Below are 13,855 nucleotides of genomic sequence, written 5' to 3'. Positions count from 1 at the left end.
TCTGGTTGAACGCTGTGTACCAAAGGAAATCCTGGTCCGTGACTGTAGCAATTATCCGGGACTGGAGAAAGGATATTTCCGTGTTGCAGTAAAGCTGCATGAACAGAATGAGAAACTGATACAGGTACTGACTGAGGTACTTGATTAAGAGAGGGGACAAAGAAATGGCAAAAGCGATTATGGTGCAGGGCACAATGTCCAATGCAGGAAAAAGCCTCCTGGCAGCAGGTCTGTGCAGGATTTTTAAGCAGGATGGCTACAGAGTGGCACCTTTTAAGTCACAGAATATGGCGTTGAATTCTTTTATTACAGAAGAGGGTCTGGAGATGGGCAGGGCACAGGTGATGCAGGCAGAAGCAGCAGGTATCAAGCCGTCTGTACTAATGAACCCGATCTTGCTGAAGCCTACCAATGATGTGGGTTCTCAGGTGATCGTAAACGGAGAAGTTCTTGGAACCATGAGTGCCAGAGACTATTTCAAATATAAGAAGAAACTGGTGCCGGACATTATGAAAGCATATGATGCGCTGGCAGCAGAGAATGACATTATCGTCATCGAAGGAGCCGGAAGCCCTGCAGAGATCAATCTGAAAACGGAAGATATCGTAAATATGGGAATGGCAAAGATGGCTAAAGCTCCGGTACTTCTGGTCGGAGACATTGACAGAGGCGGTGTCTTTGCACAGCTCATCGGTACGGTGGAACTTCTGGAGGAAGATGAACGTCAGATGGTCAAAGGACTGATCATCAACAAATTCCGCGGAGATAAGACAATCCTTGACCCAGGTGTGAAAATGCTGGAAGAGAGAAGTCATATTCCGGTAGTGGGAGTTGCGCCTTATCTGAATATTCAGGTAGAAGATGAAGACAGTCTGACGGAACGTTTTGACAGAAAACAGGAAGTAGATCTGATCGATATCGCGGTGATCCGTGTGCCGAGGATTTCCAATTTCACAGATTTTAACCCATTCGAAAGTATTCCGGGGGTTTCCCTCCGTTATGTGCAGCATGTCAGTGAACTGAAGACTCCGGATATGATCATCCTGCCGGGAACTAAGAATACGATGGAAGATCTTCTGTGGATGCGTGCAAATGGTCTGGAGGCAGCAGTGCTCAAAGAAGCTGCAAGAGGAAAGATCATCTTTGGAATTTGCGGTGGCTATCAGATGTTAGGTGAGACGTTGAGCGACCCTCATCATGTGGAAGCAGGTGGCACTATCAAAGGAATGGGACTTCTTCCTATGGACACTGTATTTGCGGAGAATAAGACAAGAACCAGAGTATCTGGAAAATTCCTGAATCTGGATGGAGAACTGGCGGCACTTTCCGGCGCAGAGCTGGAGGGTTACGAGATTCATATGGGAGAGACCGTCTTGAAAGAGAATGCCGGACATTGCGTATCTATTGAGGATCATGTGTCAGGGACTGTGAAAGAAGATGGCGCATATTGTAAAAACGTCTGTGGAACCTATGTACATGGAGTCTTTGATAAAGAGGATGTGGCAGAAGCAGTTGTCCGTGTTCTTGGTGAGAAGAAAGGTCTTGATGTGTCTCAGATGACAGGGGTTGATTTTGCTGCATTCAAAGAGACACAGTATGATATTCTGGCAGCAGAACTTCGCAAACATCTGGATATGAAAAAGATATATGAGATACTGGAACAGGGTATATAGGCTGGATCAGTATAGCAAAAATTCAGATAAGTTATGTATAACGACTGTTTGACCGGAATGGGTAAGTTTCCTGCTCTGATTGTGAAAGGCAATAAATACTGGGGGAAATTTATCGTGCCGGAAATAGAAGTAACTGTTATATGAATGATACGGGAATTATGGAGTTTGGGAGATAAGGAATGAAAGTAGAACTGGAAAACGTAAAACCAATGGATATAGAGAAACGCAGCTTTGAGATCATTACAGAGGAACTTGGCGATACAAAACTGATCCCGGGAACAGAACTGATCGTAAAAAGATGCATTCACACAAGCGCAGACTTTGACTATGCAAAGAACCTCTGCTTCTCTGAGGATGCAGTACAGAAAGCAATTGCAGCCATCAAAGAAGGTGCCTGCATCGTGACAGATACACACATGGCAGAATCAGGGATCAACAAGAGAGTTCTTTCCCGTTATGGCGGCGAAGTATTTTGTTTTATCTCGGATGAGGATGTAGCAGCAACAGCCAAAGCAAATGGAACCACAAGAGCAACAGCCAGCATGGATAAGGCGGCAGCAATGGGAAAGAAATTGATCTTTGCTATCGGAAATGCCCCGACAGCACTGGTTCGTCTCTATGAACTCATCGAAGACGGCAAACTTGCTCCGGAACTGATCATCGGCGTACCGGTAGGATTCGTAAATGTGGTACAGTCCAAAGAGCTGATCATGCAGGCAGATGTGCCGTATATTGTGGCAAGAGGAAGAAAAGGCGGCAGCAATATCGCAGCATGTATCTGTAATGCACTGCTTTATATGATCGATAATAACAGAGGATATTAAAAATAAAAACTGACATAAAACTGACCTCTAAAAAAATTACAAAACTGGATATATTCAGATGAAAAATCGGATGCTATAGTAGTAAGGACAGAATGAAATGATCATTCTGATTTTGTTTCAAAAATTCGGGAATTTGATTAAATTAGATAAGTTTTCTGTTTCAACTGCGAAAATCAAGGAGCTTTGGATGTGGATTTTTTCTTAATTTTTGGAACAGATTTGTAAGAAAGTAAGAGGTACTGATAATTGAAGAAAATTGCAGTCATTCATGATCTGTCAGGTATGGGAAAATGTTCCCTGACAGCAGCAATCCCGGTGATTTCAGCTATGGGAGTGCAGGCCTGTCCATTGCCTACGGCAATCTTAAGTAATCAGACAGGATATGGTTCTTATTTCTGGGATGATTACACAGACCGGATGGAGCAGATCATGGACGAATGGAAAAAGATGGGATTCAGACCGGACGGTGTTTATACAGGATTTCTGGGCGATGCCGGACAGGTAGATGTGATCTTGAAGTTTGTGGATATGTTTTGTACTGAACTGACACACATTCTGATCGATCCGGTAATGGGAGACCAGGGACGTGTTTACAAAACTTATTCCAAAGAACTGTGTGAGAAGATGCGTACTTTGGTACGGCATGCAACTGTGATTACGCCAAACATTACAGAAGCATTACTTCTTCTGTACGGGGAGCAGGGAATGAAAGAGAGAATGGAACTTTTTTCCAGCATGAAAGAAGAACAGCTGCTTGGCGAGATTGAAGAACTGGGAAGAAGACTGGCATACCATTTCGGGCTGGAATCTATTGTCATCACAGGTGTAGATATCCTGTGCAGTGACAGCAGTGTGAAGATGGGAAATCTTGTTGTAGAGAAAAACGAAGCAGCTTGGTATTTTTCAGTAAAAGAGGGTGGCAGTTATTCCGGAACAGGAGATTTGTTTGCCTCCGTGCTCAGTGCGGGAATGGTAAAAGGAATTTCCATGAAAGAATGCGTGCAGAAAGCCATTTCATTCCTGTCAGGTGCCATCCACGATGCAGTGCTTGAAGGGACAGACAGAAATGATGGAGTCTGTTTCGAAAAATATCTTAAAATGCTTGCTTGACTAGAGCATGCTTGAAAAAGGCTTTCTGCAAGATGTGCGTCACAATTTGTGGAAATGATTTTTCAAACACACTCTAGAACTGTAAAAAACAGATGCTGGTTTTAAACAGGAAGTGGGTGAAAACATCCGCTTAATAAGTCGAGGAGGAAAGTTTTATGTCAGAAATTACAACAGCGAAAGAGAATGTACAAGGTACAAGTACAGTGAAGAAAATTACGGCAACAGCAGTAATGGCAGCGCTTACTACACTGATGACTGCCTATATTTTTCACATTCCGGTAGGCGTGAACGGAGGTTATGTTCATCTTGGTGACACCATGATCTATCTTGCAGCAGCATTTCTGCCTTTGCCATACGCATGTGCGGCAGGTGCGATCGGAGGCGGTCTGGCTGACCTTTTGACTGCACCGGTATGGGCACCGGCAACAATTATTATCAAGATGCTAATCTGTCTTCCGTTTTCTTCTAAAGGAAAGAAACTGGTAACTAAGAGAAATGTGATCGCATTGTTCCTTGCATTTGCTATCTCAGCAACAGGATATTATATTGCAGAGGGAATTATGTTTGGATTTACAGCTTCTTTCTTTACATCTGTAAGCGGAAGTATTGTACAGTCTGGCGGAAGTGCTATTATGTTTGTGATTATTGGTACTGCACTGGATAAGATTGGATTTAAAACTAATATTGCAAAATAGGAAATTGAAGGGAACATAAAATGACAACAGATATCATTTACAGATATAAAAACCAGGTATATTTTAACATTACCAACAAATGTCCCTGCAGATGTACTTTCTGTATCAGAAATACAGAAGACGCCATCGGTGAGGCATCCAATCTCTGGTTCGACCATGAACCGAGTCTGGAGGAAATTTACAAAGCAATCGACGAATTTGATTTTACAGACTGCAATGAGGTAGTTTTCTGTGGATACGGAGAACCGACTATGGCACTGGAGAATCTGATCGAAGTAAGCAAATATGTGAGAGCAAGATATCCATTTAAGATCAGACTGAATACCAATGGACTCTCAGACCTGATCCATAACCGTTCTACAGCGAAGGATGTCTGTCAGGCAGTAGACAGCGTATCCATCAGCTTAAATATGCCGGATGCAGCTTCTTATAATGAAGTAGTCCGCCCGGCATACGGAGAGAAATCTTTTGATGCAATGCTGAAATTTGCAAGAGACTGCAAACAGTATATCGACGATGTACGCTTCACTGTTGTAGATGTGATCGGTGAGGAGAAAGTAGAGCAGAGCAAGATTGTGGCAGCACAGAACGGAATTCCGTTAAGAGTAAGAAAATATTCACCGTGACAGGTGAGAAAATAAGAGAGAGGGCTTTGTATTGTTGTTATGACAGCAGTGCGAAGCCCTTTTTGGTCTCAATTTTATTTGGCAGGCATATGGGATTCATGTTATCATTAAAGTAATAAAGATGTGTAACAGTGAGAGTATATGTTTTGTAAGTAGAGGAGTGCACCAAATGGCAGGATTAAAAAAACTTCCCATCGGAATTGAAAACTTTGAAGAAATACGACAGGAAGACTTTTATTATGTAGATAAGACACGGGTAATCGAACAGTTACTTACTGAATGGGGAAAACAGAAAAACAATCAGCATACGGGACACTTTTGCGCAAAAGCCGACAAAATTAAAGTATGGAATTGCCTGTTATAAGAAGAAATGTAAAGTTGTGATGGAAATACAAAAATAATATGATGACAGCCATAACTATCCTGACAGCTACAAGATTTTTCGATTTTGCAGCCTGTTCAGGATAGTTATGTTTTTGTGTGTTTGCATTGACATACCAATAAGAAATGTTTTATGATATTTCTGTTGGCATTTTGTGTCGGCTGCATTTCATATCAAATAAGCAGAGTGCGGAAATCTGTTTATTTGATGTGAAATGGATGAGGAATAAAGGGGATACGAAGGAGAATTAAGAATTATGAGCATTTCCATGATTGGAATAGACCATAATATGGCACCGGTAGATATCCGTGCGCTTTTTGCTTTTACAAAGAAGAACGCCGGAGAAGCCATGGAGAAAATAAAGGAGCAGGAAGGCATCTATGGGTGCGTGATCCTGTCTACCTGTAACAGACTGGAAGTATGGGCAAGTGTAGACGATGATGAGGAAGTCTGTCTTTATGACTGCCTTTGCCAGTTAAAAGGAATTACAGAAGATTCTTACAGAGAATATTTTGTAGAGAGAAAGAATCAGGAGGCAGTGGAGCATCTGTTTTATCTGACCAGTGGACTGAAATCCCAGATCATCGGTGAAGATCAGATTCTTACCCAGGTAAAGGATGCACTGAATCTGGCAAGAGAGAACTTTGCAGCAGATGGTGTTCTGGAAGTTTTATTCCGAATGGCAGTTACTGCGGGAAAGAGAATTAAAACAGAAGTTCCTTTTTCACATGGAAATCCATCTGTGATCCATCAGGCAATCGGATTCCTGGCAGATAACGGTTATTCACTGAAAGATAAGACATGTATGGTGATCGGAAACGGTGAAATGGGAAAGGTAGCTGCACAGGCATTAAGAGAAGCTGGGGCAGATGTGACTGTGACTATTCGCCAGTACAGAAGCGGAGTTGTAAATATTCCGTTAGGCTGCAAGCGTATTAATTATGGGGAACGAATGGAGTATATTCCACAGTGTGACCTGGTGGTAAGTGCAACTGCAAGTCCGAACTATACATTAAAAGAAGAATTATTTCAGGGACTTCAGACAAAGGAGAATCTGATTCTGATCGATCTGGCAGTTCCGAGAGATATCAAGCCATCTATTGGAAAGATACAGGGGATTACACTTTATGATATGGACAGTTTCCGTATTAAGGAAATTCCGGCAGAACTGCAGGAGAATCTGGAGGCAGCAGGTGCCATTGTAAGAGAACAGATGGATGAATTTTTCCAATGGCTGGACGGAAGAGACCTGATCCCGAGGATTCAGGAGATCAAGGACGAGGCAGTCAATGACCTGAATTTAAGGATTGCGAAAATATTGAAGAAGACACCGATGGAAGACGATGACAGACAGAATCTGGTAAAAGCAGTGGACACTGCGGCCGGAAAAGTGGTGAACAAATTAATTTTTGGTTTACGGGACAGTCTGAATCAGGAAGCTTTCCTGGAGTGTGTGGCAGGACTGGAGAAAATATATGAAGAATAAGCCTTACTTTCCAATGTTTATAGATTTATCGGATAAAAATATCGTGGTAGTGGGCGGTGGCAATATTGCGACACGAAGAGTTAAGACGCTGCTGTCATTTACGAGGAATATCCGTGTGATCGCGCCGAAAGTTACCATGGAGATGATGGAACTTGGCAAGGCTGGTTATGTGCAGCTGATCACACGTCCGGTAAAACGTTCTGATTTTGCTATGGCATATATGGTAATCGCCGCTACAAATGACCGGAAACTGAATGATGAGATTCACAGGATCTGTAAGCAGGAGGGCATCTATGTCAATGTTGCCAGCGACAGAGAACAGTGTGATTTCTATTTTCCGGGAATTTATATGCAGGATGGATTGGTTGTGGGGATCACAGCAAGTGGTCTGGATCATAAGAAAGCACGCAGAGTAAGAGAAGAAATACAGAAAGCACTGGAGAGAGTGGCGCAGGAAGACGAGGAAGAGAACGATGACTAAGGTGATCATTGGCAGCAGAGAGAGTAAACTGGCAGTTCTGCAGAGCGAGATGGTAAAGAGTTACATAGAGCAGAATAATAAAGCAAACAATGGTTCCGGAGTATCTGTAGATATTCTGACTATGAAGACTACAGGAGACATTATTCTGGACCGTACACTTGATAAAGTAGGCGGAAAGGGACTTTTTGTAAAAGAACTGGACAGGGCATTGATGGATGGCAGAAGTAATCTTTCCGTGCACAGTCTGAAGGATATGCCTATGGAAGTGCCGGAAGAACTTCCACTGCTGGCTTTTTCAAAGAGAGAGGATCCGAGAGATGTGCTGGTGCTTCCGGAAGGAGTGGCAGAACTGGATCCGGAGAAACCGCTGGGATGTTCCAGTTTAAGAAGAACTCTGCAGTTAAAGAAATTGTATCCTGATATGGAAGTGAAGAGTATCCGCGGAAATCTGCAGACAAGACTGCGCAAGCTGGATTCCGGGGAGTATTCCGGACTGATCCTGGCAGCAGCAGGGCTGAAACGTCTTGGGCTGGAGCAGAGAATTAACCGGTATTTTACACCGGATGAGATGCTCCCGGCAGCAGGTCAGGGAATCCTGGCAGTGCAGGGACGTAAAGATCAGGATTATTCTTATCTGGATGGATACTGTGACAGAGACGCATGGATCGCAGGAAGTGCAGAACGTGCATATGTGAAATATCTGGACGGAGGATGTTCCTCTCCTGTGGCTGCATTTGCAGAAGTTAATGGAGAGGAGATCTTTATTCGCGGTTTATATTACAGTGAAGCAACAGGAAAATGGATCACAGGACAGATTAAAGGTGCTGCACAGGAGTGTGAGAAACTTGGTATCGCACTTGCGAAGCAGCTTAAAGAGGACTGTGAGAGGGGAGAATAAAAAATGGCAGCAGGTAAAGTTTGGCTGGTCGGTGCAGGACCGGGAGATATCGGACTCTTTACATTAAAGGGTGCGGCAGTTCTGCAGCAGGCAGATGTAGTAGTATATGACAGTCTGGTGGGCGAGGGAGTCCTTGCAAGGATCCCGGAGCATGCAAAGCTGATCAATGTAGGAAAGAGAGCAAGCCATCATACGATGGTACAGGAGGAAATCAACAAAGTTCTTCTGGAAGAAGCCCAGAAAGGGAATAAAGTAGTAAGACTTAAAGGCGGAGACCCGTTCCTCTTTGGCAGAGGCGGCGAGGAACTGGAGCTTCTTTCCGAGAATGGGATTCCGTATGAGATCGTGCCGGGAGTGACTTCTCCGATCTCTGTTCCGGCTTATAACGGGATTCCGGTGACTCACAGAGACTTCTGTTCTTCCCTGCATATTATTACAGGGCATAAACGTGCAGGACAGGAATATGATATTGATTTCAGGGCACTGACCCAGACAAAAGGAACTCTGGTATTCCTGATGGGAATCGCTGCACTGGAAGATATCTGTAAGGGACTTCTCGATGGAGGAATGGACCCGGATATGCCGGCTGCAGTACTTCAGAAAGGAACTACCGCAGGACAGAAGCGAGTGGTCGCAACCGTAAGTACTCTGAAAGCAGAAGTGGACAGACAGGGAATCGAGACACCGGCCATCATTGTTGTCGGAAAGGTCTGCTCACTGGCAGATAAATTTGCCTGGTATGAGAAACTTCCGCTGGCAGGCTGGAAAGTGCTGGTGACAAGACCGAGACAGCATATCTCAAAAACTGCAGATCTGCTCCGCAAAAAGGGTGCAGAGGTGCTGGAACTGCCGTCTATCTGTACAGTGTCTGTAGAGGACAACAGTAAACTGTATGAGGCATTTGAGAAGCTGAATACTTATCAGTGGATCATTTTTACAAGTCCGGCAGGCGTAGAAATCTTTTTTGACGAGATGGACAGAAAAGAGATGGATGTGCGCAGTCTGGGACAGGCAAAGATCGCAGTGATCGGTGAGGGCACGAAGAAGAAACTGAAAGAGCATCATCTTCTGGCGGATTTTGTGCCGAGTGTGTATGATGGAGATACCCTTGGAGCAGAGCTTGCAAAAGAACTGCAGGGAAATGAGAAGATTCTGATCCCGAGAGCAGAAGCCGGAAATAAGAAGCTGCCAGAACTGCTGGAGCAGGCAGGTGCGAAAGTAGATGATATTGCTACCTACACAACCCGCTATGAAAAGAGCAGACTGATCGATGAGAAAAAAGAATTCGAGACAGGCAGTGTGGACTGTGTTGTATTTACCAGTGCTTCTACTGTAAAAGGCTTCGTGGAGGGAACTCCGGGGCTTGATTATACGACTGTAAAGGCTGCATGTATCGGAAAGCAGACGAAAGCTGCTGCAGATGCATATGGAATGCAGACACGGATGGCGAAGAAAGCAACCATTGAGAGCCTGATCGAACTTGTAGAAGAAATGAGACAGGAAAATTGTTGATAAAATTATCGTAACTATTCAGTATCTCATGGAATAGCAGGTTGCGGAATAGTTACAAATTATCAATAAAAATATATTTTATATTTATTGTCTGGATCAGACTTTTGTCTGACATTCTGCAATGATTTCTGTGAGGGTGAGCAGAGATTCTGATATCAGGCGATAACAGTAAAAGGAGTGGAAGAAATGGACTTAATTCAGAGACCGAGAAGATTAAGAGGCAGTGAGAAACTGAGAAAGATGGTAAGAGAGACAAGAATGGACAAGTCCTCCCTTATCTATCCATTATTTGTAAAAGAAGGAACAGGGATTGAAGATGAGATCCCATCCATGGAAGGACAGTACCGTTACAGTGTAGACCGTCTTCCTTTTGAACTGGAACGTCTGCAGAATGCAGGTGTTACCAACATTATGCTGTTCGGCATTCCAGATCACAAAGATGAAGTTGGAAGCGGAGCATATGATCCGAACGGAATTGTACAGAAAGCTTTAAGAGAAGCGAAGAAGCAGTTCCCGGATATGTATTATATCACTGATGTATGTATGTGCGAGTATACTTCTCATGGTCACTGCGGAGTTCTCTGCGGTCATGATGTAAATAATGATGCTACACTGGAATTACTGGCCAAGACTGCGGTTTCTCATGTAGAAGCAGGTGCAGATATGGTTGCACCATCTGATATGATGGACGGACGTGTACGTGCCATCCGTGAGGCACTGGATGCAAACGGACATTATGAAGCACCGATCATGTCTTATGCAGTAAAATATGCGTCTGCTTTCTACGGACCATTCCGTGATGCAGCAGGTTCTGCACCGTCCTTTGGTGACAGAAAGAGCTATCAGATGGATTTCCACAACAGAAGAGAGGGCATGAAAGAAGCTCTGACAGATGTGGAAGAAGGCGCAGATATCATTATGGTAAAACCTGCAATGTCTTATCTGGATATGGTTTCTGAGGTTTCCAAGGCAGTAAATGTACCGGTTGCTACCTACAGCGTAAGTGGCGAGTATGCAATGGTAAAAGCTGCCGCAAAGATGGGCTGGATCGAGGAAGAACGTATCATGTGTGAAATGGCAGTCAGCGCTTACCGTGCAGGTGCGCAGATCTACCTGACTTATTATGCAAAAGAACTTGCGAAATGCATGGATGAAGGGAGAATCGGCTGATGGGTTTATCAGAAGAATTATTTGACAGAGCAGTGAAAGTGATCCCGGGCGGTGTAAACAGTCCGGTACGTGCGTATGGTCCGATCGGTATGGCACCGAGATTTATTGACCGTGCAGACGGATGTTATATTTATGATGTTGAGGGAAATGAGTATGTGGATTATATTGATTCCTGGGGACCGATGATCCTGGGACACAATTTCCCGGAAGTAAAAGAAAGCGTGCTGAAAGCATGTGAAAAAGGTCTGAGCTTTGGATGCGCAACTGCAATTGAAGTGGAGATGGCAGAGTTTATCTGTGATCATATTCCGCATGTAGATATGGTGCGTATGGTAAACTCCGGTACAGAGGCTGTTATGAGTGCAGTCCGCGTTGCCAGAGGATTTACAGGAAAGAATAAGATCATTAAGTTTGCAGGATGTTATCATGGACACAGTGATGCCATGCTGGTAAGCGCAGGTTCCGGTGTTATGACAAGCGGTGTGCCGGACAGTGCCGGTGTGCCGAAAGGATGCACAGAGGATACCATGACAGCTGTTTATAATGATCTGGACAGTGTACGTGCTCTGATGGAGCAGGCAGATGGCCAGACTGCTGCAGTGATCGTTGAGGCTGTCGGAGCCAACATGGGTGTGGTTCCACCTAAGAAGGGATTCCTTGAAGGTCTGAGAAAGCTTTGCGATGAGTATGGTGCGCTTCTGATCTTTGATGAGGTTATTACTGGTTTCCGTCTGGCTTTCGGCGGTGCTGCTGAGTATTTCGGAGTGAAACCGGATCTGGTTACTTATGGTAAGATCATTGGTGCGGGTATGCCAGTTGGTGCTTATGGCGGAAGAAGAGAGATCATGGAGCTGGTTTCTCCGGTTGGTAAGGTTTATCAGGCTGGTACTTTAAGCGGTAATCCGATTGCTATGGCTGCGGGACTGACTCAGCTGAAATATCTGTATGAGCATCAGGAGATTTATAAAGATCTGGAGAAGAAAGGGGAGAGACTTTACGGCGGAATGGAGAAGATTCTGGCTGAAAAAGGACTGCCTTATCATGTGAATCATGTATCTTCTTTGGGAAGTCTGTTCTTTACGGAGCAGGAGGTTGTGGATTATACGTCTGCCAAGAGTGCGGATATTAAGGCGTTTTCTGAGTACTTTAAGGGGATGCTGGCACAGGGGATTCATCTGGCACCGTCTCAGTTTGAGGCTATGTTCCTTTCTGTGGCACATACAGATGAGATTATTGACAGAACACTTGAGGCTGTTGGAAATTGTTTTAAATAAGAATGAAAAAATGGCTGCTGTTTCAGAGATGGGATGGCAGCTTTTTTGATAAAGGGGCGCCCGGCAGAAAAATAGTTTGGTTCAGGTGCGGTTTCGCGAGCTGGAAATCAGAGATGTGGAATGTAGTTAAAGGAGAGGGAAGAATCGGGAATTGTTAGAACCGGGTAACTTTGGATTTGGAAAAATACATAAAAATAGGGTGCGCTGTATTGTGAGTATTGGCAAAATGTGCTATAATATCAACATCATATGGCAGTGCCGGCCAGAACAAATAGGCAGAAGATTAGTGCATCGGGAATTGAACAGCCATGATTTATGAAGGATTAGATGGCTGTTTAATTGATGATGTATTGAAAAGGACAGCAGGAGGCAAGAAGCATTATGAGTGAGAAAAAATATGTGGCTTATGTGGGTTGTTACACACATGGCTCTTCCAGACAGGGAATTCATGTTTATGATGTTGATGTGGAGAATGGTATTCTTACAGAGCGCAGCAGTGTTGAAGTAAGCAATGCGTCCCACATGGCTGTTTCGAAGAATGGTAAGTATCTTTATTCTATCGAGGATGAGGGTGTTGCAGTGTTTGAACGTGATAAGAACGGTGATCTTTCACGTATCAACAGTGTGAACATTGATGGAATGAGAGGCTGTTTCCTTTCTACAGATGTTGACGGCAAGTATCTTTATGTTGCCGGATACCATGACGGTAAGGTGACCGTTGTACATACTCATAAGGACGGCAGACTGGGAAGTCTGATGGATGGTGTGTTCCATACAGGACTTGGAAGTGTTGCAGAGCGTAACTTCCGTCCGCATGTAAACTGTGTTCGTCCGACTCCGGATAATAAGTATCTCTGTGCGGTAGATAATGGAATTGATCAGGTGAAGATTTATCGTATTAACAAGCAGCGTGATAAGCTGGAGTTAGTAGATATTCTTAGATGTCCGAGAGAGAGCGGTCCGCGTATTATCCGTTTCAGTGATGATGGTAAGTTCGCTTATATTTTGTTTGAACTCAGTAATGAGATTAAGGCTTACAAGTATGATGGAAGTGGTAAGGCTCCGGAGTTTGAACTGGTTCAGACGATTGAGACAAGTGCGAAGAAAGATGTACATGATACACATAATGCGGCATCCGGACTGTCGCTTGCAAATGATGGCAAGCATCTGTTCTGCACAACAGCAGGTGAGGATACAGTTTCCATGTTTGAGCGTGATGAGGAAACTGGTATGCTGACAAGAAAGTTTACACTTCCGATCAGCGGCGAATATCCGAAAGATCTGGTGCTTTTACCGGATGACAAGCACCTGGTACTGGCTAATCATGCAAGCAATACACTGACTACTTTTACAGTGGATTATGAAAAGAATATTATCGTAATGAATGGCAAGCCGATTAAGATTGCACAGCCGAACAGCATCAGGATCTGGCCGGTTCCGGAAGAATAATCAGTGGGTTCAATGAATTGATATCAGATAAGATGATAAAAAAATCCCTCCGCCATAAGAGGAAAATTCTGGCGGAGGGATTTTTCTGTCTGGTCATCCTGATAAACTGCGGAGCAGTTATTTGGTCATGAATAACATTGGATTCTAATTTTACTATTTATCACAAACTCAAACTTCCCACATTAAAAATAAGCTTAGCACCTTGAAAAATCAATGTTTTAACCCACAAAATAACAATCAGGCGGCACTTTGTCCGTATTCCAATGCTTCCTGCA

The 13,855-nt window shown here is 43.9% G+C and carries 13 protein-coding genes and 2 pseudogenes; 14 read left to right on the top strand and 1 reads right to left on the bottom strand.

What is annotated here, in order from left to right:
* Nucleotides 1-164 precede the first annotated feature (164 nt).
* From ACTNES_RS15335 to ACTNES_RS15305, 7 genes and pseudogenes are all read left to right on the top strand, one after another.
* Entirely contained in the window at nucleotides 165-1,673 is a 1,509-nt protein-coding gene (locus ACTNES_RS15335; protein ID WP_291808099.1) for a cobyric acid synthase, read from the top strand.
* Between the two features lie 179 nt (nucleotides 1,674-1,852).
* Entirely contained in the window at nucleotides 1,853-2,497 is a 645-nt protein-coding gene (locus ACTNES_RS15330; protein ID WP_291808096.1) for a precorrin-8X methylmutase, read from the top strand.
* A gap of 246 nt (nucleotides 2,498-2,743) precedes the next feature.
* Nucleotides 2,744-3,607 carry a pyridoxamine kinase gene (locus ACTNES_RS15325; protein WP_291818534.1) on the top strand — a complete coding sequence of 288 codons (864 nt, stop codon included), beginning with the start codon at nucleotides 2,744-2,746 and terminating at the stop codon, nucleotides 3,605-3,607.
* 30 nt (nucleotides 3,608-3,637) lie between these two features.
* A pseudogene (locus ACTNES_RS15320) lies at nucleotides 3,638-3,712 on the top strand (hypothetical protein); the annotation flags it as partial.
* 50 nt (nucleotides 3,713-3,762) lie between these two features.
* On the top strand, nucleotides 3,763-4,302 hold the full coding sequence (locus tag ACTNES_RS15315; protein ID WP_291808091.1) for a TIGR04002 family protein: 540 nt from the start codon (nucleotides 3,763-3,765) through the stop codon (nucleotides 4,300-4,302).
* A gap of 20 nt (nucleotides 4,303-4,322) precedes the next feature.
* Entirely contained in the window at nucleotides 4,323-4,928 is a 606-nt protein-coding gene (locus ACTNES_RS15310; protein ID WP_216460052.1) for a TIGR04100 family radical SAM protein, read from the top strand.
* Between the two features lie 169 nt (nucleotides 4,929-5,097).
* A pseudogene (locus ACTNES_RS15305) lies at nucleotides 5,098-5,217 on the top strand (AAA family ATPase); the annotation flags it as partial.
* Between the two features lie 11 nt (nucleotides 5,218-5,228).
* On the opposite strand, the gene ACTNES_RS15300 reads toward ACTNES_RS15305, so the two are convergent.
* A complete protein-coding gene (locus ACTNES_RS15300) occupies nucleotides 5,229-5,375 on the bottom strand; it encodes an SWIM zinc finger family protein (RefSeq protein WP_216460103.1) in 147 nt (48 codons plus the stop codon).
* A gap of 191 nt (nucleotides 5,376-5,566) precedes the next feature.
* Here ACTNES_RS15300 and hemA point away from each other — a divergent pair, with 191 nt between their 5' ends.
* From hemA to ACTNES_RS15265, 7 genes are all read left to right on the top strand, one after another.
* Nucleotides 5,567-6,796, top strand: a complete 1,230-nt coding sequence (hemA, locus tag ACTNES_RS15295) for a glutamyl-tRNA reductase (protein ID WP_291808089.1) — start codon at nucleotides 5,567-5,569, stop codon at nucleotides 6,794-6,796.
* Nucleotides 6,786-7,277 carry a precorrin-2 dehydrogenase/sirohydrochlorin ferrochelatase family protein gene (locus tag ACTNES_RS15290; RefSeq protein WP_216460055.1) on the top strand — a complete coding sequence of 164 codons (492 nt, stop codon included), beginning with the start codon at nucleotides 6,786-6,788 and terminating at the stop codon, nucleotides 7,275-7,277. Before hemA ends, ACTNES_RS15290 begins: the two co-directional genes overlap by 11 nt.
* Entirely contained in the window at nucleotides 7,270-8,175 is a 906-nt protein-coding gene (gene hemC / locus ACTNES_RS15285) for a hydroxymethylbilane synthase (RefSeq protein ID WP_216460056.1), read from the top strand. The genes ACTNES_RS15290 and hemC overlap by 8 nt, the downstream gene beginning before the upstream one ends.
* A gap of 3 nt (nucleotides 8,176-8,178) precedes the next feature.
* Nucleotides 8,179-9,687 carry a uroporphyrinogen-III C-methyltransferase gene (gene cobA / locus ACTNES_RS15280; protein ID WP_291808087.1) on the top strand — a complete coding sequence of 503 codons (1,509 nt, stop codon included), beginning with the start codon at nucleotides 8,179-8,181 and terminating at the stop codon, nucleotides 9,685-9,687.
* 186 nt (nucleotides 9,688-9,873) lie between these two features.
* Entirely contained in the window at nucleotides 9,874-10,857 is a 984-nt protein-coding gene (gene hemB / locus ACTNES_RS15275) for a porphobilinogen synthase (RefSeq protein WP_441039997.1), read from the top strand.
* Nucleotides 10,857-12,131, top strand: coding sequence for a glutamate-1-semialdehyde 2,1-aminomutase (hemL, locus tag ACTNES_RS15270; RefSeq protein WP_216460058.1), 1,275 nt, complete (start codon nucleotides 10,857-10,859; stop codon nucleotides 12,129-12,131). Before hemB ends, hemL begins: the two co-directional genes overlap by 1 nt.
* 381 nt (nucleotides 12,132-12,512) lie before the next feature.
* The gene (locus tag ACTNES_RS15265) at nucleotides 12,513-13,580 is read left to right on the top strand and encodes a lactonase family protein (protein ID WP_216460059.1); all 1,068 of its coding nucleotides are present in this window, start codon (nucleotides 12,513-12,515) and stop codon (nucleotides 13,578-13,580) included.
* Nucleotides 13,581-13,855 lie beyond the last annotated feature (275 nt).

The sequence above is a fragment of the Blautia sp. HCP3S3_D9 genome (genome assembly GCF_052063845.1).
Lineage (GTDB): Bacteria > Bacillota > Clostridia > Lachnospirales > Lachnospiraceae > Blautia_A.
Note: the sequence above shows the minus strand (reverse complement) of the source record. Positions and strands in the feature narration are given on the sequence as shown.

Excerpts from the sequence above, each read along its gene's own strand:
- ACTNES_RS15335 (WP_291808099.1), top strand. The coding sequence starts at position 165 with ATGGCAAAAGCGATTATGGTGCAGGGCACAATGTCCAATGCAGGAAAA.
- hemC (WP_216460056.1), top strand. The coding sequence starts at position 7,270 with ATGACTAAGGTGATCATTGGCAGCAGAGAGAGTAAACTGGCAGTTCTG.
- hemL (WP_216460058.1), top strand. The coding sequence starts at position 10,857 with ATGGGTTTATCAGAAGAATTATTTGACAGAGCAGTGAAAGTGATCCCG.
- hemB (WP_441039997.1), top strand. The coding sequence starts at position 9,874 with ATGGACTTAATTCAGAGACCGAGAAGATTAAGAGGCAGTGAGAAACTG.
- ACTNES_RS15265 (WP_216460059.1), top strand. The coding sequence starts at position 12,513 with ATGAGTGAGAAAAAATATGTGGCTTATGTGGGTTGTTACACACATGGC.
- ACTNES_RS15310 (WP_216460052.1), top strand. The coding sequence starts at position 4,323 with ATGACAACAGATATCATTTACAGATATAAAAACCAGGTATATTTTAAC.
- ACTNES_RS15315 (WP_291808091.1), top strand. The coding sequence starts at position 3,763 with ATGTCAGAAATTACAACAGCGAAAGAGAATGTACAAGGTACAAGTACA.
- cobA (WP_291808087.1), top strand. The coding sequence starts at position 8,179 with ATGGCAGCAGGTAAAGTTTGGCTGGTCGGTGCAGGACCGGGAGATATC.
- ACTNES_RS15330 (WP_291808096.1), top strand. The coding sequence starts at position 1,853 with ATGAAAGTAGAACTGGAAAACGTAAAACCAATGGATATAGAGAAACGC.
- hemA (WP_291808089.1), top strand. The coding sequence starts at position 5,567 with ATGAGCATTTCCATGATTGGAATAGACCATAATATGGCACCGGTAGAT.
- ACTNES_RS15290 (WP_216460055.1), top strand. The coding sequence starts at position 6,786 with ATGAAGAATAAGCCTTACTTTCCAATGTTTATAGATTTATCGGATAAA.